Annotated in this window: 21 protein-coding genes; 15 read left to right on the plus strand and 6 right to left on the minus strand. The window is 43.1% G+C overall.

All coding sequences use genetic code 11. The features are described from left to right. Positions 1-59: 59 nt before the first annotated feature. Positions 60-1,007, plus strand: a complete 948-nt coding sequence (locus LZG71_RS08565; protein ID WP_233819036.1) for an ornithine cyclodeaminase family protein — start codon at positions 60-62, stop codon at positions 1,005-1,007. Between the two features lie 107 nt (positions 1,008-1,114). Here LZG71_RS08565 and LZG71_RS08570 read toward each other — a convergent pair whose 3' ends face one another. The 6 genes from LZG71_RS08570 to LZG71_RS08595 form a co-directional block, all read right to left on the minus strand. Next, a complete protein-coding gene (locus tag LZG71_RS08570) occupies positions 1,115-1,720 on the minus strand; it encodes an NAD(P)H-dependent oxidoreductase (RefSeq protein ID WP_233819038.1) in 606 nt (201 codons plus the stop codon). Positions 1,721-1,759: 39 nt separating this feature from the next. Next, positions 1,760-2,455: an NAD(P)H-dependent oxidoreductase gene (locus LZG71_RS08575; RefSeq protein WP_233819040.1), complete on the minus strand. Its 696-nt coding sequence runs from the start codon at positions 2,453-2,455 to the stop codon at positions 1,760-1,762. A gap of 118 nt (positions 2,456-2,573) precedes the next feature. Continuing rightward, positions 2,574-3,452: an AraC family transcriptional regulator gene (locus tag LZG71_RS08580; protein WP_233819043.1), complete on the minus strand. Its 879-nt coding sequence runs from the start codon at positions 3,450-3,452 to the stop codon at positions 2,574-2,576. A 98-nt stretch (positions 3,453-3,550) separates the two neighbouring features. Further along, on the minus strand, positions 3,551-5,200 hold the full coding sequence (locus LZG71_RS08585; protein ID WP_233819045.1) for a hypothetical protein: 1,650 nt from the start codon (positions 5,198-5,200) through the stop codon (positions 3,551-3,553). A 325-nt stretch (positions 5,201-5,525) separates the two neighbouring features. Continuing rightward, a complete protein-coding gene (locus LZG71_RS08590; RefSeq protein ID WP_233819047.1) occupies positions 5,526-7,493 on the minus strand; it encodes a sensor histidine kinase in 1,968 nt (655 codons plus the stop codon). Between the two features lie 64 nt (positions 7,494-7,557). Beyond that, complete coding sequence (locus LZG71_RS08595; protein ID WP_233819049.1) at positions 7,558-8,202, minus strand: response regulator transcription factor; 645 nt, start codon at positions 8,200-8,202, stop codon at positions 7,558-7,560. A 227-nt stretch (positions 8,203-8,429) separates the two neighbouring features. On the opposite strand from LZG71_RS08595, the gene LZG71_RS08600 reads away from it, so the two are divergent. The 14 genes from LZG71_RS08600 (at position 8,430) to LZG71_RS08665 (ending at position 23,549) form a co-directional block, all read left to right on the plus strand. Then, complete coding sequence (locus LZG71_RS08600) at positions 8,430-9,086, plus strand: response regulator transcription factor (RefSeq protein ID WP_233819051.1); 657 nt, start codon at positions 8,430-8,432, stop codon at positions 9,084-9,086. 199 nt (positions 9,087-9,285) lie between these two features. Then, positions 9,286-12,087, plus strand: coding sequence for a T9SS type A sorting domain-containing protein (locus tag LZG71_RS08605; protein WP_233819053.1), 2,802 nt, complete (start codon positions 9,286-9,288; stop codon positions 12,085-12,087). 278 nt (positions 12,088-12,365) lie between these two features. Then, a complete protein-coding gene (locus LZG71_RS08610; protein WP_233819055.1) occupies positions 12,366-14,327 on the plus strand; it encodes a sensor histidine kinase in 1,962 nt (653 codons plus the stop codon). Between the two features lie 22 nt (positions 14,328-14,349). Beyond that, positions 14,350-15,096 carry a LytTR family DNA-binding domain-containing protein gene (locus LZG71_RS08615; RefSeq protein WP_233819057.1) on the plus strand — a complete coding sequence of 249 codons (747 nt, stop codon included), beginning with the start codon at positions 14,350-14,352 and terminating at the stop codon, positions 15,094-15,096. A gap of 143 nt (positions 15,097-15,239) precedes the next feature. After that, complete coding sequence (locus LZG71_RS08620) at positions 15,240-15,704, plus strand: META domain-containing protein (RefSeq protein WP_233819060.1); 465 nt, start codon at positions 15,240-15,242, stop codon at positions 15,702-15,704. A 130-nt stretch (positions 15,705-15,834) separates the two neighbouring features. Continuing rightward, positions 15,835-16,041 carry a hypothetical protein gene (locus LZG71_RS08625; protein ID WP_233819062.1) on the plus strand — a complete coding sequence of 69 codons (207 nt, stop codon included), beginning with the start codon at positions 15,835-15,837 and terminating at the stop codon, positions 16,039-16,041. A 992-nt stretch (positions 16,042-17,033) separates the two neighbouring features. Then, positions 17,034-19,349, plus strand: a complete 2,316-nt coding sequence (gene mbhE, locus LZG71_RS08630) for a hydrogen gas-evolving membrane-bound hydrogenase subunit E (RefSeq protein WP_233819064.1) — start codon at positions 17,034-17,036, stop codon at positions 19,347-19,349. Between the two features lie 3 nt (positions 19,350-19,352). Beyond that, positions 19,353-19,766, plus strand: a complete 414-nt coding sequence (locus LZG71_RS08635) for a Na+/H+ antiporter subunit B (RefSeq protein WP_233819065.1) — start codon at positions 19,353-19,355, stop codon at positions 19,764-19,766. 2 nt (positions 19,767-19,768) lie between these two features. Next, the gene (locus tag LZG71_RS08640) at positions 19,769-20,125 is read left to right on the plus strand and encodes a Na+/H+ antiporter subunit C (protein WP_233819067.1); all 357 of its coding nucleotides are present in this window, start codon (positions 19,769-19,771) and stop codon (positions 20,123-20,125) included. An 86-nt stretch (positions 20,126-20,211) separates the two neighbouring features. After that, entirely contained in the window at positions 20,212-21,624 is a 1,413-nt protein-coding gene (locus tag LZG71_RS08645; RefSeq protein WP_233819069.1) for a proton-conducting transporter membrane subunit, read from the plus strand. A gap of 10 nt (positions 21,625-21,634) precedes the next feature. Continuing rightward, positions 21,635-22,111 (plus strand): Na+/H+ antiporter subunit E, encoded by a 477-nt coding sequence (locus tag LZG71_RS08650; protein WP_233819071.1) that lies wholly within the window; start codon positions 21,635-21,637, stop codon positions 22,109-22,111. After that, the gene (locus LZG71_RS08655; protein ID WP_233819073.1) at positions 22,108-22,374 is read left to right on the plus strand and encodes a monovalent cation/H+ antiporter complex subunit F; all 267 of its coding nucleotides are present in this window, start codon (positions 22,108-22,110) and stop codon (positions 22,372-22,374) included. The genes LZG71_RS08650 and LZG71_RS08655 overlap by 4 nt, the downstream gene beginning before the upstream one ends. A 2-nt stretch (positions 22,375-22,376) precedes the next feature. Beyond that, positions 22,377-22,742: a monovalent cation/H(+) antiporter subunit G gene (mnhG, locus tag LZG71_RS08660; RefSeq protein ID WP_233819075.1), complete on the plus strand. Its 366-nt coding sequence runs from the start codon at positions 22,377-22,379 to the stop codon at positions 22,740-22,742. A gap of 219 nt (positions 22,743-22,961) precedes the next feature. After that, positions 22,962-23,549 carry a hypothetical protein gene (locus LZG71_RS08665; RefSeq protein WP_233819077.1) on the plus strand — a complete coding sequence of 196 codons (588 nt, stop codon included), beginning with the start codon at positions 22,962-22,964 and terminating at the stop codon, positions 23,547-23,549. Positions 23,550-24,269 lie beyond the last annotated feature (720 nt).

Consider the following 24,269-nt stretch of genomic DNA (forward strand, 5'->3'; position numbering starts at 1 on the left):
ATACCAGGTTCAGGTCAGTTCGCTAATTTTGAAATGCTGATTTTAACATAAAAAAGTACATGCTAATCATACCAGAAGACAAGGTCAGGCAATATTTAAACTATCCGGAATTGATAGAGGCACTTCGGGAAATATTTCGTTCCGATTATACACTGCCGCTTCGTCATCACCATTTCTACACCAATACCGAAGGCGATCATAACACGCTGATTCTGATGCCGGTTTGGAACAGGGATTTTATCGGAATGAAACAGGTGACCGTTGCTCCGGGGAATGCCAGAGAGAATAAACCTTCTGTGTATGCACAATACATTTTAAGTGATGCCAAAACCGGACAACCGCTCGCGCTGATGAATGCTGCCGAACTCACATCGAGGCGTACTGCATGTACTTCTGCACTGGCATCAGGGTTTCTGTCAAGAGCAGATGCCGAAAACCTGCTGGTTGTGGGTGGAGGAGCAGTGGCTAAACACCTCGTTGAAGCCCACCTGGCTGTAAGGAAATTCAAAAAAATAGGTATCTGGATGAGAAATCCTGACAAGCTGGCAATTCGTGTAGAAGAGTTGAGAACAAAAGGAATTGAGGTATATGCAGTTGAAAATCTGGAAGAAGCTGCCCATGAAGCGGACGTGATTTCCTGTGCAACTTTGTCTAAAACACCGATTATTAAGGGTGAATGGATCAAACCCGGAACGCACCTGGACATGATTGGTTCGCACAAGCCCGATACCCGCGAAACCGACGATGACGCGATAAGAAAGAGTACCTTATTTGTAGACTCCCGAATGGGAGCATTACATGAAACAGGTGAATTGGCAATGCCTGTCGCGGATGGTATTATTTCAGAAAAGAACGTGCAGGCGGATATCGTAGAGCTTGTAAAGGGGATTCATCCGGGAAGAAAAAGTCAGGAGGAAATTACGCTGTTTAAATCGGCGGGACTTGCTGTGGAAGATCTTGCCGCTGCGTTATTGGTGTACAAAGGTTTTACTTCGGAGACTCTTTGAGGTGAACATATAAGCCTGTCTTCTACTAATATCAGATTCCTGAAAAGCCAGCTGTGGCGGTATGATATTCCGTACAGCTGGCTTTTGGTTTAAGTGATCAGTGTTGTTTAAAGGTTAAAAACGCTTGCTAAATGTGCTGGATAATTTTCCAGGCTTTTAACAATATCGCCATCTTTAAAAATGTCAAAACAGTTGTAATCCGCAACAATCTCCACACCACAAAACCGGTAGTTACTGGTGATGGGCAATAGCGCGTCTGCCGTTGTTGCACCACGGAATAGTTGTTGAGCTGCGTCACCAAAACTTGCCTCCGGCGCATTCCAGGTAGAGCAAACCATGAATTTCTTACCAGTCATTTTCCCGCCGGTTCCGTATTGCCGGCTCGGATCTTCTCTTGTTCTTCCATCACCTGAAAGAAATTTCGCACTGTGCAATCCGCTGTTAAAAACTTCATCAACATATTTTTTATAGATCCAGGGTGCACCAAACCAATTGATTGGCGTTTGCAAAACAATCATATCCGCATCCAGGTGTTTCTCTACTTCTTCATCCGGATTGTAGCCCGCTTCTACCTTCGTTTCCAAAATCTGAAATCCTTTTGCTTCAAAAAAATCTTTCGCTTTTTGATGAAATGCGTCGTTTAATAACCCTTCCGACCAGCTGGGGTAGGTGAGGTGTGTATTGATAAGTAATACTTTTTTTACTGTTTTCATTTTTGAGATATATCGTTTTTATTATTTGTTGAGAAGGAGTTATAAGCTCAGAACCTGCTTTAAATGAGCGGGATAATTTTCTATATCCTGTTTGATATGCTTGTTGTGAAATACATCGAAGCAGTTGTAGCCTTCCAGAATTTCGTAGCCGGAAAAACGATAGTTCGTAGTGATGTTGAAAAATACGTCTGCCGGTTTTTTACCTTGAAAGAGGTACTGTGAAGGATCACTGAAATCTTTTTGAGCTGCGTTCCAGGTAGCAGAAATCATAAACTTTTTGCCTTGCATTTTGCCGCCCGTGCCATATTGTTTGGTGCTATCGGTGGCAGAACGTCCGTCGCCCCAGAGCAGCTTCTGACTTTTTAATCCGCTATTGAAGACTTCGTCCACGTACTTTTTGTAGATCCAGGGTGTACTTATCCAGTTGACCGGAGTTTGCAGAATAACAATGTCGGCTTGCAAATGCTTTTCTACTTCCTGGTCCGGATTGTAGCCGTCTTCAATTTTTGTTTCCAGAATTTTGTAGGCCCGGGCATGAAAAAATTCTTTGGCTTCTTCAAAGAAAGCTTTGTTCAGTTTACCCTCCGACCAACCGGGATAAGTAAAATGAGCATTGATCAGCAAGACTGTTTTAGGTTTTGCAGTCTCTTTTTCGGGGTTGGCTTGCGCACTGGTTTCCAGGCGGATGGTCCATAAAAATGGCAGCAGAACGAGCAATATTTTTGTTTTCATCATGGGTTGATTTTTTGATGAAACAAAAATATTTACTGCCTACAAGATTGGCAGAGACAGATTACTAATTAAAAAGAAACAAATTACTGATGTGAAAAAATACCCGAGTTTCGAAGGTATTTTAATTACTGGCTTGTGGTTGTTTTGACAATTGCAGCCGATATTCTTTGGGTGAAAGGCTAACCTGTTTTTTGAAAAATTTGGAAAAGTAGTTGGGGTATTCAAATCCTAATTCGTACGCAATTTGAGCGGTGTTCAACTTCGTGTTGTGTTCCAAAAGCTCCTTAGCCTTTTCGACCACCACTTCATGTATGTTTTCCAGTGCTGATTTTTGAGTGAAATGTTTAACAATATCTCCCAGATAATTTGCTGTCAGTCCGGCCTGGTCTGCAAAATACTGAACGCTGGGAAGTTGTTTTACGGGTTGGTTATAAAAGTCGACCAAGTTCTGCTGAAACTCTGTGATGATCCGGTTGTATTGTTTCGGATCAGCAGAAAATTGTCGCTTATAAAATGCCTCCACAAGTGTTACCAGCACATTTAGGTATGACAGTAGCACCCCTGAATTTTTCTTCCCGGGTGCGTAATACTTAGTCATCAATTGGAAAACGGCGCTTATCTCAGCGACCTCTTCCTCTGTCAAATGAAGGGCTTCATGCTGGCCGTAATCCAGGTAAGTGCGGAACAGGTACCTGTTTTCCTCAATGGCTTTTTTAGAAATTTGCAGGTACATACCGGAGTATGTCGGCTCCGCTTCCCAACCCGGTGCTATAACAAGTTCAGGACTATTGAAAAACACAGCGGTAACTGGTTCAGCTTCTGGTGTCGCGGTAAGTTTAAAATTAATTTTGATGGAAATCCTGTAAAAGTCAACCATCACAGGTTCTGATTGAACTGTAATACTTGCCGGATCGTAATAGCCCAGGTCTATATCGCTGTTTAGTGGTGCTGCTAAACCAATGTATGCGTTGTACGATGCAAAATCTTTAAAAACTCTCATTTGAATGATAAAGCATAGGTGATTTTTGAAACTCTGTACAAAAATACCTGTCAGCATCCGTAATCTTGTTGATTGAGGGGAATTACGTTTGCCCCGGTCTATTTCGCCCTGACTACCACGTCCTTAAACATGAAAGGATTGTCGCTTGTTCTCAGTTTTTTTCCGCTTGTAGTGGTTACATTCCCGACGATAACTTCTTTCGTTTTGACATAGGGGAATTTTTCCTGATAAGTATCGTCAGTCATTTCTGGATTGAAATTGTTAAAAATAGCCGGGCCGCGGTAATTTTCCGGGTGGCTTGAGTCATCAATCCGGAGATTTTCAATCGTGATGCGTTCAGGCATGTAGCAGGTATAACCAAAATCGTGCTGCCCGGAGTACGATCCGCTGATCAGGGAAGCTGTGGCGGGTTTGCCGCCTGAGGGTACAAATACGCAGTTTCGGATCACCAGTTCTCCCTGCCAAGTGCTGCCATAATCGGAGCGCAGGTTAACGATACTTCTGCCGCGAATGGTCGAATTCTCGATCAGCAACATGCCACTGCCAATCGCATTGACGCCCATATGCCCGAGTGTAGAATTTCTGATGGTGGCATTGGCAACTCCCTGGTGCGCGTCAAACCGGGACAGTGTACAATTGTCGTATAGCAGATTTTTGCAAAAATTAGAACCTAGTATACCCCAAAATTTACTGTCGTTGATGTCATTGGTCTGGCTGCAATTCACGAATGATACATTGAGCGCGCGATTGACCGACAGGTCGTAGGTACCCATATTAACGGGCTTGCCGGCTGTGCCAATGGTGCTGTATGTTTTATGACCTGTAAGGACCGCATTTTTTACAGTTACATAAGAGCAATCACCAATGTTGATGAAACCTCCGTAGGGTGCGCCGTGGTCTCCTTCGCCTGTGATCCGGTGTTCCAGGCCGTCAATAGTTACGTTGGAACACCTCACAGCTATATTACGATTGTAATAGGTATACCTGGATTCGGCCCTGTTGGCAATGGTGGTAAATCGTCCTCCGGTAATTTTTAGCGGTTTCTCATCAATCGGGAGTGCCGTAATTTCGGTAATCTGATCAAAATCCCAGATGATGGGAGCATTGGGATCGATGTTGCCGTTCTTGTCCACGACAAAAATATCTGTCTGCGAAGACCCGTTATTTTGATTCAGGCCAAACCGGATATACTGTTTTACATTGGCATTTGTAACGGTAATCAGGCAGGGGCCAGGTAAAGATGCGTCAAGTTTTTTCTGATTTCTTTTCAGCGCTGTTACCTTTTCCAGTTTGAAAGATTTATGTGCCGAACCAACCGTAAATACAGATGCGTTGCGATTTTGTACTTCTGTATCATCAATGATGAAAGCCGCTTTGCCAAAATCAGTATCCGTGCGGATCACTGCTGTACGTTCTTTGCCACTGATGTAATAGGTTGCGCCATCATCGGCTTTCACCCGGAGACCATGCAGATTGGCTACTGCATGCGTAGCGGTGATCGCGTCTATGTCATCTGTTTTGCCATCACCTTTTGCTCCGAAATCAGCGTATCTGACCAAGCCGGCTTTTTTGTATTTCAGGATATCTTTCGCGTTTACATTCACAGATATCTGCCCGTTCTCACCAGTTGTGATCTGATTCGGACCATTTTGTGATGTAATCGTCACACTTTCTTGCATCGCTTTATTTTGTCCCTGTGATACGATGGGGGAGACCAACAGGAACCAGGTCAGGAATGTATTTTTCATTTTTATGGGGTTAGGATAGTTGTATCAGGTTCAGATTTTATGTTTCAACTCTTCGATCATTGCGAGCGGCGTTGCGTAGTTGCAGAGCTGGTTTGATCGTCTATATGTCTATTTGTATTTACTAAATATTGTGGGTCATGACGAACATATAATTAAGATCAATTTGTAGAAATTATACTAATTTATTGCCGGCAATGTCATAAAAAACACGTATTGGACGATTTGATAAGTAGCCGTTACAGAGCCTGGCAGGTACAGACCATCTTCTAATGCTGCATTGGCCACATGCAGGTACTAATAGGTTGGAGGCGTTTGTGGACCGGATTCAGGACATTGCTAATGGTATGGCAATCAGCAATTCGGTTCCATCTCCGGAGGTTGTTATTTCAAGTGAACCGTCCATTTCATTGACTCTGCTGGTCAGTGATTCCAGTCCGATACCTTTTTTATCGCTTTTAAAACCACTTCCGTTGTCGGAAATTTGAAGGGTGATCAGCTCATCTTCTTCGTACAGAAATAGTTGTATCTCACTCGCTTTGGCGTGTTTAAGAATATTGGCCATAGCTTCCTGAATAATGCGCAATAAGTGAATGCGTATTTTGGGAGAAACCTGTTCCAGGGAGTGATCGTCTATCTCGATCTGCTTTTCATATTTTTCGTCTGGTAAAGCCTGGTCAACGATTTTTTGAACCCGTTGAGAAAAAATCGTAGCCTCCTCTTCCAGTCCTTTAAAATACCACTCATGGCTTTTGAGCCGCGTGCTGGTGTAGGCGTCTTTCGCCATCCCGCCAATAAGTTCCAGCCGCTTTTTCTGCTCAGGATCCGATTCTGTAAACGTTTGATTTTCAATAAAATTACAGATATTCACCAGCCTGCCTGCAATATCATCATGCAATTCCATGCCCATTTTTTTCTGAACCAAATTGGCATTTGCTTCCAGTTCCGCAATCTGGATTTGTGTAATTCTGTTAAGTTCTTCCAGTTGTTTGGCTGCTTTGTTTTTGTTTTCCCGCAGCCTCAATATGGCAAGACACACAGTTAGTATCAGCGCTATTACAATAATGAAAATAACCAGCGTGCCCGTTTCCATCTTTTTTTCGGCCACCTGCAAGGCCTCGGTGCTTTGCTCGGCTACCAAATGAGCATACATATTGTTTTGAATATCCTCCATCCTAACCGAAATGATGGAGTCGTTGGCATCATAAGCCCGCATAACATCCTGATAAGCGGCCATGTAGTCTTTATTTTGTGCATGAACTTTCCCTGAGTACAGGAGAAATTTGGTACCATCGCCGCCTTCATTCTTTTTGTATGCAAGTACTTTGTTTTTGTATTGACTGTAATAAAAATTTGTGCTGTCTATTTCATTGTAATGAATGTGGTGGTCAATCTGCCTTCCTAAAATGGTCCTTTCAAAAGGTCCCTTAAATACCGGGCCGACATGTGCATGATCAGAGTTTACAATTTGATATGCGCTGTTGAGTAGTTGTTTCTCCTTTTCTTTTTGTGATAAAATTCTCGCTTCGTTACATTCGATCAGATAGAGCGACATACGGCATTGCTGCACTTTACCTTTGTCGAGACTGTCTTTCTTTTTTAATTCATTCCAGATGCGGTACGCCAGTTTTACTGTTTCAAGCACTTTCACAGTATCCTTTCTTGCCAGATAAAGCTGAGAAGATTGTTTTAAAATAGTGAATGCATTTATACAGGTATTGATGGAAACGGACTGTCTCGCGAGTTTGTCCGGCAGTGTTTTCAGGAATGGCATAACGCTGTCTATGACTGCTATACGTTTGTTTTCGTTAGCGCGGTCGTTGCCATAAAAGGATAAAATTAGTCTGGGCTGATTCAGAGAGGGTATGTACGGCCGTACCTGCATCAGTTCTTCTTCCATCTTTTGAAGATAATAAATAGCGAAGCCTTCCTGATGCGTAGAGGTAGCGTGGTTTGCTAAAAAAGCAAAGTACTTGATCCTGAAAGATCTGTAATTCGGGTCGCTCCATGCTATATTTCTATAAGCTGCCAACCTCTTTTTGAGAGCGGGATCCTTAAAAGATTTTTCCGTCAGGGCCTGTGCTTTAAGGAGGTAAAGTGTGTCGTTGAGTATGCGCGACTGGTGCTGTTTTAGTATATCTTCCCATTCCTTATCATCGGCCCATTGATTTTGAGCCTGGCATAATGGGCTCAGCAACAGGGAAACCACGGCGAAAAATATCAAAGTCGCCAAGGTCTGAACCAAACCTTTACCGCGATCGTCCGCAATACAAAATAGCTTTGGAAGATGTGCCATAAGTCATTTCAGATGATGGAAGTGGATATAATTTCAGTCTGCAGGCGGAATCAAACAATCCGATTCAAATCAGGTTGTTTTCATACACATATTTTACGAGTTCGGTGGCCGAATGAAGATTTAGCTTTCTCATAATGTTTCTCTTATGTGCCATGATGGTGATCGGGCTCACATAGAGTATTTCAGCGACTTTTTTTGTTTTATTCCCCGCCGCTATCAGTCGTATTACTTCCATTTCCTTCTTGGTGAGCGTAGTATTCTCTATGAATAAGATGCTGTCCGCCAGTCTGCCCGTCAAATCACTGCTAATGAATTTTTTTCCGTCGGCGGTACAATCCAGCGCATGTTTAATTTCATAGGAATTAACTGCTTTACTCAGATATCCGTTGGCGCCAGCGCTCAGGCAGGCCTTAATGCTATTGGCATCTACTACACTGCTGATAACCAGAATGATAATCTCTTTGTAAGTTTTTCGGCAAAATGCGATAAAGCCGAGCACGTTTTGCCCGGGAATCACCAGATCGGTGATGATGATGGCGTAATTTTCCTTTTCAAGGCTTTTTGTGGCGTGTTCAATGGATGAAAAAACATTCACGATCGACTCATTTGGCAGAATGTTTAGCAGAAGTTCTTTAAAACCTTCTGCCACCAGTGTATGGTCGTCAATGAGCATCACTTTTCCTGCAGAAGAACCGTTATTCTTTTTCATAAAGTGTATAACTTTTTACAAAAGTATCAAATATAATGACATGAAAAATACTACAATTATAGTAGATTTTTGATCTTTCATAGGAGTGAAATACTATTATCGGATAATTGCGATGCGATGCTAAACGCGGGACATTTGTATTGTCATTTACGATGGGCTATGGGATACTCCAATAGTATAAATCGTAAACATGGCGAGACATTTTTCGATCGTTCATCAACTAAGCTATGCCCACTATTGCAATTATAGATCAGTACCCCATTGTGAGGGCTGGATTGGATTTATTCATCAAAAATAATTTCAAAAATGCCTCCGTGCTGGAATCCGATAATCTGGATAACCTTCTTCGGAGCGGGCATTCTAAAACTCCGGATTTGATCGTCGTCGGAACAACTCCTGGGTCAACAAAAAATCAGTGTGACGTCATAGCCCGGATACTTAGGGCGAACCGGGATACCAGGGTAATTGTCTACGATGACTGTCCGGATTTTGCAAAATTATCGCTCTATTTTAAATCCGGAGTTACAGGGTATATCACAAAGTCATCTGGCATGGACGAGCTGCTGAATTGCATTTCAGACGTTCAAATTGGTAAGAAGTATATCAGTAATGAAATTCTGGATGTCATGCTGTCCCATTGGTTTCCTGCCAGGGATAAAGGTTCTGTTAAGAGTGCACACAAGTTAACGCCGCGGGAAAATGAAATTGTGAATCTCTTAATGGACGGAGATTCGGTAACCACTATTTCCAAAAAATTAGACAGGAGAACATCTACTGTTAGCACCATCAAAAAAAACATTTTTAAAAAGCTTGGAATAACGAGTCTCACAGAGCTCAGGGACTCCATGGCAGATTCCTCGAATAACCATATTGTCAGTTTCTAGATTGTGCGCTACTAAAGTGATAAAATAGTTCATTTTAGGCAACAACGTATAAAAGTTTGACAATTATTGCTCACAATACTTATTGTTATCAAAGCAAAACGTTTGGCCGGCTGTTTAAATCATTTGGTTAGGTCAAATTGTCTATATAAAAGGAACAATTGAATTATTAATTATATCGAAAATTTAATACCACTATAAGATGAAAACTCTACTAAAAGCCTATTTATTCTTTGTGCTGTTTGCCTTAGTGGCTGGTATAGCTACTGTTAACGCGCAAACCTGTGCTACTGCCCAACGTTTTGAAACTACAAATTTTGCCAGGCTTGCTTCAGGAGCAGGAGGCACCGTACCGGTGGCAACACATAACCAAAATGGTTGGCAGGGTAGTGGATTAGGTACCATTGATGTAGGTACTGCAAGTGTTTATTTTAGTGATAACGCCAATACGCAAACATTTACAAATGCTGTAACTAATGTAAACCTTAAAGGTACAGGAGCAACATTTACTATGGTTTTTGCCGCATTTAATGGTAATTCGCTTAACTTTCCATATGATGGCAACCAGTCCGATTTAAGAATCTCATATGGAGGTGTTGTATATGCAACAGTATCCACTTCCAATGGAACTGCAACAACCGGTGCTGGCACAGTAAGCTTTTCTAATGGCGCAGTAAATACGGCTACTGGCACAAGTGCCTCTTATAGTTATAATCTTAATGCCAATGGGGGTGCTGGTGTACAAAATACACTTAGTCTAAGGCTGCCGGTGAACATTCCTAATTCAGGAAATTTTTTAATAACGTTTGTGCCGAATGCTAATGCTACAGACCCGCAGACCTTTTCAGACGATTATAATGTAATTACCGCTTCGTTATTGTCATGTCCAATTGTGTATTCAGGGACTATTTTAAATGATACGAATGGTTTAACCGATAACCTGGTCAATGGAACGCCCATCAATACTACAACTGTAACTGGTTTGCAAGTTGCTTTATACGATGGGTTGGGTAACATTGTTCCGGGTACTACAACCAACGTAAATGCTGACGGGACTTATAATATTTCTTATTCAGAAACCGGTACGTTTACAGTGCGTTTATTGAATATGCCATCAACATATGTAAATACCGGCGAGTCGTCCAATGGCACAGGTACCGCTCCGGATGGCATAGCTGATGGCATCGTCAGCTCATATACTATTTTGAATGCAAATACGAATACAGATAAACCCAATGGCAATATTGGTATTGAGCAGTCACCAGAAACTGCAATCAGTTCTTTGGCTAACCAGCCCAACCCGGGTGGCAGCAATGTAGTAACAATACCCCCTGCTTCCTTCACAACGAGCACAAATGGAGATCCTAATACGGGTGACGAAGCACCGGGCGTAGTGAGTTTTATCAAAATCACGGCATTTCCTGCAAATGTAACAAGCATTGTGATTGACGGAGTTTCCTATGCAAACCTGGCGGCAATCAATGTTGCATATCCAAGTGGCATTCCAACGGATGCAAGCGGTGCACCCACAGTAACTGTCGGGGTTGATCCGATAGACGGAGCAGTAACTGTGGTACTGCCAATAGCAGCGGTAGACAATGCAGGAGTACAAGATCCTACTCCGGGAAGTATCACAATACCCTTTTCTGATGCCCTTATATCTGTTGGCGGTAATGTATGGAATGATGCTAACGGAGAGGCAACCAGGGATGGTTCGGAGCCTTTCACAAATGGCGGAGGGTTATTTGCAAATTTGACAGATGCCTCAGGAGCGGTAATTGCTTCCGTACCGGTAGACGCAGTAACGGGTCAATACAATTTCTCAAATGTATCCCCCAATACAACATATTCGATTGTCCTGACAGAAACGAGCCAATCCAACGGCACAGTCCTGACCGCATCGGATCTTCCTAGCGGATGGGAGAATACAGGGGTTAACCTGAATGGTACGGCCGATACTGGCAACCAAACTGGAATCATCGCGCTGACTACATCGACCATTGATGTCACTAGTGCCAACTTTGGGATCGAGCAAACGCCGACGGCAGATGATAAAACTATTACGGGTATTCCGAATTCTACTTTCAGTCCAACCCCTCCTTCTGGTTTCCCTCCGGTAGCTGGTTATGTGGCTGTTGGAATGGACAATCCTGCATTGCAACCGTTAAGTGGGAGCGATCCGGAAGATTGTGCTGTATCGGCATCTTGTAATACGGGATCTACTTTTGTAATTGAGTCAATCAAAACAAGTAATACGAAACTGTACTACGATTTTCCTGGTGTAGGTGTTCAGGAGGTTGTTGCGGGTACTTCTACCGGAACAATCCCGGATTTTGATCCTTCAAAAATGGTGATATACGGTGCAATTGGATCTGGTGATTCTGGTGATCCGCTTGTGTTTACCTACCAGTTGGTAGATGCCGCAGGTGTTGTCTCGCCCCCGGCTACCTATACAGTATCTTTGGTATCACCGCTTCCTGTTTTGCTAACAAGCTTCACCGCCAAAAAAGGAGAGGGGCTAAGCGCCAGACTGGACTGGGCCACTACCGCAGAGAATAACAGTCTTAAATTTGAAATACAACATAGCACAGACGCCAAAAAGTGGAATGTAATAGGCAATGTAGACGCAAAAGGTGAGAGTAAAGAAAGGGTTATTTACAACTATACACACACTACACCATCAAGTGGTGAAAACCTTTATCGGTTGAGAATGATAGATCTGGATCAGAGCTTCACGTACAGCAAAGTTCGCTCTCTTACTGTTGAAGGCGTTTCTTTGAGGCTTTATCCTAATCCGGCAACCTCTCAGCTTCACCTGGATAACGTGGATACCGACCAGATTCAGAAGGTTGTTTTGTATACCACAGCCGGCGTGGCCGTTTATGTAAATACGGGTGTGATCAAACAAACCATTGATGTGACAAAGCTGAATACAGGCACTTACCTGCTGACGATCATCTTGAAGAGCGGAGAAAAGATATCAAAAACTGTAATTAAAAATTAAACGGATTTTATTCAGGCTGGGCTGTGATCCAGCCTGAATATTTTTTCAACGATTACTGCCAAATACCACCAATAGTGGTGTCTTCTCGTTAAACGCAAATGTTTGCCGGTCCTTACTTAGGATTTTTTTTCGTTTAAACCCGTAAAGTCCTTTGCCTGATAGACCGCAAAAAATAATATCAGCATTTACGAAGTGCGCAATTTTTGCTCTAAAAGTGATCATTCCTTATTAAGGTTTTACAAAAATGATAAAACCGGGGTTTAGAAACCTTCTGCAATATGTCTGGACCACGAACAGCGTATCGTTTTAATATTTTGCTGTGTTTAAAATTTATTGTCGCAAGCGCGTTTGCAACTGCCTCTTCATTTCCGAAACCACCTCCGGAGATCCCAAGGATCGTGTTCATATATGATCAGCCTTTAAAGTCTGAGGATATACCCCTAATTACCAGTCTGCTCAACAGGCATCAATATTCGGAGGATATCAGCACTGAACGCTTCGCTCCCGGAACTTCGGTTTGGATATATGTTCCCGAAAGTACATTGAGAAACAACACTGCAAGAAAAATTCTCGTTACCGGCTATCAGGATTATATTGATGTATATGCAATCAGGTCAGGGGATTGGGTGAAATTACGGACGGGAGGGAAATATGTTCCTTCCAGCAAACTGGATTCAACTGTCGGAAGAGAATTCGTTACGCTTTATGACTCCCTTGCCGGTATTTCAAAGGGTGGATACCTGATTGCCTGCCGAAAGTTTAACAATTTCAATTACAGCCCGCTTCTGGCAAGCCTTAAATCCGAAGAAGAGCTAACCAGCTGGCAACTTGAATTCCGGATATCAGCGGAAAAATATCCGAAGTTTATCTTTCCATTTGTCGGAGTGCTGCTCACAACTGTTCTTCATTTGCTGGTCCTTTTTTTTCTGTCCAAAAATTGGTCATACACCTACCACGCAATTGGATTGCTGCTCACACTTTCCTTCTTCACTTTCTGTTATTTTCAATATCCTATAAACGTCAATGACTCTCCTTTTGACGATCCCAAAACGCTGATCAATTTCGATTGCTTCGTTCTGTTTTTGGCGCTGGCTTGTAATTTTATGTCAGTCAGGGGATTTTATGACACCGGCAAGTTAGTTCAGTTGAATAATCGGATTACTGCCCGATTGGCCTGCGTTGCTGTGGTTGTGGCAGTAGCTTCGCTCATTTTTTCCATTCTAACCAACCTTTATTACCTCGTCAATTACATCGCCATTGCGCTGGAACCTGTCATTTCCGGTATCTATGCCATTTATCTTATCAAGATCAGGAAGGAAATAAAAAATGCATTCAGGATTTACATCTTCGGACTGTGTATTCTCACTGTATTCCTCGAAGCCGCCTTCCTGCTATCCTTACTTGCGTCAAACAACAGTTTGGGAATCGGATCAGAGGTATTGCTGATCTTTCCGATGATCCTGGGAATTTCGATTTTTAACGGATTCATCATTACCGCCGTTATCACAAGGAACTACCAGACCCGGCTGGAATCGGCCAGTCTGCGGGCAAGAGCTACCGAAGCAGAAATGGCAGCGGTGCAGCGCGGCATGAGCCCCCACTTTATCTTTAATTGTCTCAACCTGATAGACTATTTTCTCTATAAAAATGAAACAACAGCCGCACGTAATGTTCTGTTCGATTTCAGTGATTTGCTGAGGCTCGTGATTGACAAATCGCCCAAGCAACTCATACAATTGAGTGAAGAGCTTAAAATTCTGGAACTCTACATGAATCTGGAAAAATCAAGATCGGACAACAGTTTCAGGTACACCGTCACCATTTCGCCTCATTTGGATATTGAGCTTTTTCTGGTACCACCTCTGATTGTGCAACCCATCGTCGAAAATGCTATTAAGCACGGAATACTGAACCGGAAACAGGCCGGTGGACAAATTGACATTTCTATCAGCAGAAAAAACGATGAGCTGCTGGAAATAAAGGTCGAAGACAACGGAGCCGGGCGCCGAATCGCAAAATTATTACAGCAAGGTAGTTACCGGCAGGTTGGTCATGTGGGTATATCACATACGGAAAAACGGCTTGAAATAATTTCAGAAGTGTTCGGTACCGACTCATATCTGAAAATTATCGATAAGCCCAATGACTATGAGGGAACGATCGTGAAAATGTACCTGCCACTATTACAATCGAAAACGAACGAGGACGTGCTCAGGAAAGTGAGCGACATATACATGTGAACAGCTACATTTTAATGAAATCATGATGACAAAGGCATACATAATTGACGATGAACTAAGGGCAGGTCAGCTCTTAAAAGCCAAAATCGAAAGCATAACAGACTATTTTGATGTGGTAACCGCATTTAACAATCCGCACCAGGCTTACAGAGCAATAATTGAAAATGCACCGGACATCATTTTTGCTGATATAGAAATGCCTCAAATGAACGGAATTGAAGTCCTCGAAAAAATCAAACATCTGAACATTCCCATGGTTTACGTCACAGCGTTTTCATACTATTCCATCACCGCCATCAAACAGCAGGTTTTCGATTATATATTGAAACCGGTTAAAGAGCAGGAGCTCCTGGAAACCATCAATAAATTTATTGCATGGAAACAGGTACAATCGGTTTCTACAGTGCAATTCCGACCGTCACTCAGTGACATAATCGCCAAACAAAACAGCAAAATCTCCATTCACACGGTCGAAAGTATAAACCTCATTTCCATCAATACAATTACCCAGGTGACCGGGGAGGAAAACTATTCAAACTTCATGTTTCAGGATGGCAAAAAACTACTTTCTTCCAGGACTTTAAAGTATTTTGAACAGCAGCTCGTTCCGTTTGGATTTATAAGAGTTCATAAGTCGCACCTGGTAAACATGGTTTTTGTAGACAAACTGATCACGCGCGACAGCGGCTATCTGCAATTACGCTCCACGGAGCTTATTCCATTTTCGAGGGATAAAAAGTCCGAAATTCTGGAATGGTTTAAATTGTAGGGCAATTGATCATCGGTGTAATCTGCCTTACCTTTATCCAGGATCCTACCATTTGTGCACACCAAAATAGTATCTCTTTATGGAATCTGATACTTTTGTGGCAACCTTTTACGTAAATCAACGTGAACTAAAAAATACATGTAATGAACAAAATCTTATGTTACTCGGCGTTTGTGTGCCTGCTTTCACTAGGCGCATGCAGCAAATCAAAAAAGTCAGGAGTTAAACAAGAAAACAAACAAGTGGTGAGCCAGGAAATTACGGACAAGAAATGGAAACTGATCGAGCTTTCGGGCAAGGCTGTTGCTGACTCGGTAAACGGGAAAGAGCCATTTCTACTTTTGCAAAAAGCAGACGGTCGCTATACTGCCAGCGGAGGCTGCAATGGTTTGGGCGGAACGTTTGAATTAGTGGCGAATGGTAAGATAAAGTTCACACAGGGGATGTCGACGATGATGGCCTGTGAAGATATGTGGGTAGAAACAGATTTGAACCAGGCATTGGTGCAGGCCGATAACTACACGGTTAACGGTAATGAATTATCGTTAAATAAAGCAAGAATGGCACCTCTTGCCCGATTCCGTGCAGTGGGTACTGAAAAGAAGTAGGAGGGAGGTAGACCGTCCGCTGCCGTGAGGTGCTTTAAGCGACCAAATACAAACAGTGTAGTGTTTTATGGTGCAAACAATTCGAAAAATGATGTGGACATGAGGCTCAACCTGAATTGCGCGAACGGTAATGAACACCCCGTTGAGCCCTGTGGGCATGGTGCGGTCTCCACTGGTGTTCAACAACAAATATTACACAGGAATAAGCCCTGTTGGCAAAGAGGCATTCATCTACTTTGATCCTGCCGGCGGAGCAGATAGCTTCAAAAAAGGACTTGCTCTTGACGGAGGTGGCTACATGCAGGTGCAGCTCATCGCCCCTAATCCGACGAAGTAAAAGTTGTTGGTTTGTCAAAAAAAGAGATCGCTGGGTATGGCGATCTCTTTTTTTTGGGGAAGAATTCGGAACACCTGAGTTGGCCGAAATTTTGAAAGCTATTTTACTATTACGAAGCTGAAAAAAATTACCCAAGCTTTGTCAGCGAATATGACCTTTGACGATTATCAGATGAAAGTTCACTCTGATGCCGTTGTCTGTGTCCCCACAGACAACAAGCGCTAACCCTATTTTGCAATTTTACTATACCTGCACAGGATCGACCACACCAGCATTGCGATGGCGCGGTAATATGCCGTTCAGACCAACTGCGTTGTTCAGACCGAGTCGCGTAGACCGGGTCGCGTAGACCGGGTCGCGTAGACCGGGTCGCGCAGACCAGACAATTACCCCTAGAAAAGCCTGCCATTCACATCCTCCACAATCTCAATTATTTTTCGGCTGTGCAAGGGGAAAACACCCGCTAACACCAATTCGCAGTTGGTGTTTCATTGTACAGCGTTTGCAACGCGCTATTGCAACGATTGCGTTGCAATAGCTGAATCATTTCCGCCCCGATTTCAAATCAGGGCGGGCTGTGTTTACAGTTGTGTGGAGACACAACTACGGTTGAGCTTGAACACTACCTAGCAAAACTTTTTACCAATATTGTAAAATTTCGATCGTAAGAGCAGACTCCCCAACCTTCCTCTAACCCACGACGTTGGTCGCCGAATCGGCGCTTTTGCTAGTCGATGCTCGCTCTGCATCCATTTGGCTAACGACCAAAGATTTCGTATATTGATTATTTCCGACAATCACCCTGCGCTGGCTTAAAAATTGCAGCAGAAGTTTTTTTTCTAAAACCGAGGACGGTGTGGTTGAAAATTCGCACTAAGTGCACCCTGATCCGTATTTACGGAATCCTGCCAAAGCAAGTTATTGCCGGTTAAATCTTGGGAATGTCCGTCTGCCGGCTTTGTCTGGTCCGTTTTAAACCTAAATGATATTCAATGTTATTGATAATACTGCTGGGACTAATTACATCTTGCCTGTTGGTACCACTGGGGAAATATTTCCGGTCTGGTCGTAGTGTCTTCCTGAGTCTGTTGCCTGCTGGTTTGTTCGCTTACTTTGCATCCCATCTTTCTCACATCGGTGCGGGAAACATCATCTACGAAAGCAATAAATGGGTTCCTTCGTTAGGGATTAATCTGGATTTCCGGCTCGACGGGCTTTCTCTGCTATTTAGTCTGCTGATAACAGGAATCGGAACGCTTATCTTTATTTACGCAAGCTCTTATTTAAAGGGGCATCAGTATCTGGACCGTTTTTACGGTTACCTCTGCCTGTTTATGTCCGCAATGCTGGGAGTTGTTTTGTCCGACAATATCCTGTTGCTTTTCACATTCTGGGAGCTCACCAGTATCAGTTCTTTCTTTCTGATCGGCTTTAACAACGACAGCACGGTATCGCGAAAAAGTGCATTAACCGCACTTGGAGTCACAGGGCTGGGAGGGTTTTTTCTGCTTGCCGGCATGATCATGATCGGGGAAATTGCAGGTACCTACACCATCCGCGAATTGGTCACTTCAACCGCAATAATCAGGGAACATCAGCTTTACCCTGTGGTTTTGGGTTTGGTGTTTATGGGTGCATTCACAAAATCTGCACAGTTCCCTTTTCACTTCTGGCTTCCGGGCGCGATGAAAGCGCCTACGCCTGTTTCTGCTTATTTGCATTCTGCAACCATGGTGAAAGCCGGTATTTTTCTGCTGGCAAGGTTCACGCCCATCCTTGGTGGAACCCCGGAGTGGTCTTACACGCTGATGATCGTAGGAGGCATTACGATGCTGTATGCCGGAGTACACTCGCTTTTCAGAACAGATTTGAAAGGCGTACTGGCTTATTCGACCATTGCTGTACTCGGCGTGCTAACCTTCCTGATCGGCCTGGGCACCAAAGAGGCGCTTATTGCTGCCAGTACGTTCATTATAGCGCACGCTTTGTATAAGGCTTCGCTGTTTCTTGTTACAGGCATTATAGATCATCAGACAGGAACGCGGGAGCTGACCCAATTATCGGGACTACGGAAAGTGCTCTTTCCTGTTTTCATCGCCGGCACATTAGCGGCATTGTCCAGCGCAGGGCTTCCGCTATCATTTGGGTTTATTGGAAAGGACCTCATCTATGAAGCCACGCTGGCTGCCGGTCCGCAGCTGGCTGTGTTGCTCACAATTGTTGCCGTTTCTGCAAATATCGGTCTGGTAGCGGCTGGTTTTATGGCCGGGATCAAACCTTTCATAGGAAATTTGCCAGCACAGTTGGAGAAAGTTAAAATGCCTTCCGCGGCGATCTGGCTGCCACCACTGGTCCTTGGTATACTCGGTTTTGTTTTGGGTAGTTTGCCCGGGATCGTTGGGGATTACATTATTTCACCCACGGTGCAGGTGTTGTCAGTTGAAGCGGTGGAATTCAAACTAAAAATATGGCACGGTTTCAACACAGTGCTGCTGCTAAGCGCAACAACGATCATTGCCGGAACCATTGTTTATTTCTTTAATAAGCCTGCAATCAGCAAGACCGTATTCCTCGAAAGGTTCAATCGCTACACACCACATTATTTTTTCGAAATGTCATGGGGAGCCTTCAAGCGTTTTTCGAGCTGGTATACCGATTTTATGCACAATGGGTATCTGCGGTCATATTTGATACGGATCATCGTTTTTGCCGAAATCCTGCTGGTATATGAATTGATCAGGGGCGGGCCTATCCACATCGATTACAGCAAATTGATACCGATCAGCATTCACGAAGGTGTGAACGTTCTGATTCTGTTAGGTGCGTTGTACCTCACCGTGACCACAACTTCCAGACTTACCGCAGTGGTTGGAACCAGTATTATAGGATATGCAATCTGTTTGATGTTCGTATTTTACAGCGCACCCGACCTGGCCATTACACAGTTTACAATCGATACGCTGACAGTGGTTTTGTTTGTTTTTGTTCTGTTTAACCTGCCTTCATTTTTGGTTATACCAAACAGCAACAAATCCATCATCGTGCGGGACGGCCTGGTCGCTGGTTCGTTCGGAATTATTTTGTCACTTACTGCGATCAAAGTATTGCAGGTGCCCACCGAAAAGGGTATCAGTGAATTCTATGGCGAATTTGCTTACTCGCTCGCCAGAGGTAAAAACGTGGTGAACATTGTTCTGGTCGATTTCAGGGGATTCGATACCATGTTTGAAATTGTCGTTTTAAGTATATCGGCACTGGGAGTTTACAGCCTGATCAAGTTAAAATTAAAAACATCTGAAAAAGAGTAGCTTATGAAAAGTGTCATCCTGCAATCGGCATCAAGATATTTGCTGCCTATACTATTATTATTCTCTGTGTTTCTATTACTAAGGGGGCACTATTATCCGGGAGGGGGATTTGTTGGCGGCCTTGTGGCCGCCATTGCATTCGTTTTGCACAGCTTAGCTTTTGGTACTGCCGAAACCATGAAAATGCTGCAGTTTACACCTTTGTCAATCATTCCTGTCGGGCTCATCATCGCTGCAATCAGCATGCTTCTTCCCGTGTTTTTCGGCTTACCGGTGATGACAGGTTTGTGGATTGAGCAGCCAATACCGGTGGTTGGGCTGGTTGGTTCAGCATTGTTTTTTGACATCGGCGTTTACCTGGTCGTGATAGGTGTGGTACTGACCATTTTATTCACCATTTCACTGGAAACACACTAATTATGGAGCTTTTACTTGTCGTTCTGATCGGTGCGCTTTACGCTTCTGGTGTGTACCTGATATTAAGAAGAAGCATGGTGCGCTTGCTTTTGGGAATTATTCTTTTAGGGAATGGGACCAACATCCTCATTTTTCTATTAGGTACGATCACCAAAGGCAAGCCACCTGTAATGGCGGCGGATATGAGCGTGTTCACCGACATTTACGCAGATCCCATTCCGCAGGCATTGATATTGACTGCAATTGTGATCAGTTTCGGACTCACCTCATTTGCGATTGTTTTACTCAAACGTGTTTATGCGCTTTTAGGCACGGATGATCTTGATACATTGAATACTCCACAGGAAGAAGACGTATGATTGATAACCAGATAATAGCCACAGTATTAGTTCATTTATTCACGGCGTTGATCCAGCTTGTATTACCACGGAAAACCGTTGAGCAAATGATACTGAGCATTGCAGGATGTTTAATCGGTTTTCTGCTGTCGGTAAATTTGTTCATAAAAATTTTGGATGGCGGCATCCTTACCATGAACGCCGCCAACTGGGAGGCACCTTTCGGGATCGTTTTCGTCGCCGACCTGTTTAGTGTTACAATGGTTTTGCTCACTTCAGTCGCAGCTCTGGCTGTGTCGATATTTTCAGCTGTCGGCGTAGGAAGAGCGCGAATGCTTTATGGTTATTTCCCGATATTCCATTTTCTGATCATGGGACTGAACGGGGCTTTCCTGACCGGCGATATATTCAACCTGTACGTATGGTTTGAAGTGGTCATCATTTCCTCGTTCGTGCTTTTAACATTGGGAGGAAGAAAAGCGCAGCTCGAAGGTGCCGTGAAATACATGGCGATGAATATTCTTGCTTCCACCTTTTTTCTGACAGGAATCGGAATTCTGTACGGAATCACAGGCACACTGAACATGGCAGATCTGGCGCTTAAAATACCTTTAATTGAAGACCAGAATATCGTAAATCTAACAGCGATATTTTTTCTGATAGGGTTTGGAATCAAGTCTGCAGTCTTCCCCCTGTACTTTTGGCTGCCTTCATCTTATCATACGCCGCCTTCGGCAGTGGCTGCGGTGTTCGGCGGGCTGCTCACCAAACTGGGCCTTTATGCATTGTTTCGTTTTTTTACTTTACTGTTCGTTCCAAACGAATTTTTGAAGATCGTTTTCCTGACCATCGGTGTAACCACCATTCTGACAGGTGCGTTTGGAGCGCTCATTAAGACAAATATCCGGCGCATGTTGTCCTATCTAATTGTCTGTCATATCGGATTTGTAATTGGTGGGCTTGGATTATACAACAAAATGGCGCTTGTGGGAGCCGTGTTTTATATGATCCACGACATCATGGTGAAAACAAATCTATTCCTGATTGCAGGTTTGATCAGGCAGCTGAGAGGGACAATGAATATGGGTAAACTGGGCGGCATATATGCTGAATATCCCAAAATATCGTTGCTGATCGCCGTTGTGCTTTTCTCTCTGGTTGGTATTCCGCCTTTGTCGGGCTTTTGGCCAAAGTTATTTCTTCTGGAATCAGCCTTATTCAATCACAGTTATTTTTATGCTGCGAGTATCATTTTAGGAAGCTTTATCACATTGTTCGTGATAGCAAAATTATGGTCCGAGGTATTCTGGAAAGATGCCTCGTTGGATGAAATGGTGGTCGATAATTTTAAAGCACTCAAGCCCGGAAGGAAAACATTAATGGTTCTTCCTATCGCGATATTGGCCTGCGCATCTTTGTTTATAGGTTTAAATGCGGAGTTCATCATTCAGGTGACCGACAGGATTGCAAACGAAATGATCGATACCACACCATACACCCGCGCGGTATTGGGTAAATAAACAGCAAATTATGGTAAAACACTTTCTGATGAATCTCCTGCTATCCTTTATATGGGTGGCGTTGACCGGATCTTTATATTTTATTAATTTCTTCTTCGGATTTCTTCTGGGCTTCCTGGTATTATGGATACTGAACAGAACCGAAGAGGATCATCGTTACTTTACCAGGGCTCCAAAGACGGTTACGTTCGTCATGTTTTTTGTCTACGAAATGATTGTTGCCAACCTTCAGGTAGCCTATGACGTAATAACACCGAAATATTTTTTCAAGCCAGGTATTGTTCGTTACCCTTTGCAGGCTGACACCGATCTGGAAATCAGCCTCTTGTCCACAGTCATTTCGCTGACACCAGGCACGCTGATTTTAGATATTAGCGAAGATAAGAAGTGGCTGTACATACACGTCATGTACCTCGGAGATAAAAACCGCTTTATACAGCGTATCAAAAATGGATTCGAAAAGAAATTATTAGCCATACTAAGATGACACTAAATCTGTATTTCGATTACGTGATCTTTCCCATTTTATCCATTTCGGCTATACTGATATTTATCCGATTGTTTAAAGGGCCTGATCTTGTAGACCGGGTGATCTCAATAGATTTGATTATCACGACCGGTATTGCCGTTATAACCGTGATCAGCATTCGTACTGCGCAGCCGGTATTTCTGGATGTGGCAGTCATTCTGGCGCTTATAGCCTTTTTGGGCACCATCGCGTTTTCATTTTATTTAGACAAACAGAAATAAAAATGACTGATATAATCATAGGAATATTAAGCACACTTGGCTCTCTGGCCATTTTATTTGCTTCTATCGGCATCCTGAGAATGCCGGATTTTTACTTACGACTGTCTGTAACTGTAAAGGCCGGGACTTTGGGTGTAGGGCTTTTATTATTCTGTGCGGCGGCTATTTTTCCAGACATCTCGGTAACGACCAAAGCCATTGCTATTGCCTTTTTTTTAATTCTTACCGCCCCCGTAGCAGCACACATGATAGCCAGAACGGCCTATCACCTCGGTGTTCCCATGTGGAAAGACACCGTGATGGATGAGTTTGAAACAGATGAGTTTGAAACAGATGAGGAAAGAAACGGGAAGGAGAAGAAAGATTAATAAGTAATTTCTGTCAGCTACGTAACAAAGACGCAAGAGATCAGAACCGCTCATGGGAACAGCGGATTATTCGGAGCAGACGTTGGAAAAAGACGCTGTCAGGATTCATATTCTGTGTATATTCCTGACCGAATAATAAATGGGAATCGTAACAAATAGTTTGTTAATGTAACTTACACAATCATAATTGACGAAAGGTTACTACTAAATAAAATTGTTATGGATCTGGATTCGGAATTTCTTGCAGAATTGGAGGGATATCAAGGAAATGACTTTTCAAAGTTTGATGACGATCTGACTCAGAAGATGATGATCGATTATGTACCGCAATTGGTAGATTTGGATTCCAGGAAGTGGCGTAGTTTTCTTTTTCCGATAGCCACGTATACTCCTGCGAAACCTCAATCCGCACCTGGGAGTGGTATTGAAATTATTAATGCTCGCTCTACCAAGTGTTATGGTATGGCCGATGGTGACACAGGTCATGTTTATTTCGATACAGGCACTGATAACCAAATCCGACCGGATTGCGGAGTCATTGTCAGATTTCATTCGAGTCCTGAAATCCGTTATGTCGCACGTTTCTATATTGAGATGTACAGTGAAAAGCAATACAACTTTTCTCTATCCGGCATCAGGCAACAATACACAGCCCGACAGGGACCGAGGAAGAGAATAATATCGGTTGAGCTGACTGACAATTCTTTAAAAAGGGCGAGTCTGATGCAATATCTGCGAGATCGGGCATCAACTAGATGGTATTTTTATAAGGTTGAGATTTGCCGGATATTTTTGTCTCCGGTCTAAATGAAAACATAATAGAGACAGCGGCTTATAACACAGTTTCTTGATCTGCTGGATGGGTTGCTTCCACGTCTTGTACTTCCCGCGGGTTAGTGAAATTGCATTTTCTCGCTTATTTCTGTGATGCCAGTTATAACTATTACTAGCATTGAAGGACTTTTGAACCTCTTTTTGCGGATTCGATGTCTGCAACTTCTCGTCCATTACTGATTATTCATTTTCTCAAATACGTGCTGAATCAAGCGCATCAAAACCTATTGCAAGACTGGTAAACAGTTGGCCGTATTTAAGTCTTTCTCATTCTGATATTTGCCTTAGCTCCATTATTTATAAACAGGATTTTCAGATACTGTACGTCCATTTGGATTAAACTATGTTCATTTTTTAGAATAGCCATGTGTAACAGGTTTGAACAATTTCTACTCTCAAATTTCGGACTTACATAAAATATTTTTACACGCCTCAAATGGAAGCGCAATTGACACGACTGCGGAAAACAACCTTTCAGTGCCTGATTGCCTGAAATTAGTTCGGGAAAGTGTAAGGGATATATTTAAATTTTTTCATCATAAAATAATATATTTTAAGTGTCGTATCGACAAATCATAATTTATTATTAGATTTGTTTTATTCAAATAATAGGGCGTTTCGTGGATCCCGTTTCGTCTTCTTGTTGCGCAGCAGTCGAGTCAAAGATTTTTTAATGTTACTCACCGTTTAACC

The organism is Dyadobacter sp. CY312, from assembly GCF_021390535.1.
Classification (GTDB): Bacteria; Bacteroidota; Bacteroidia; order Cytophagales; family Spirosomataceae; genus Dyadobacter.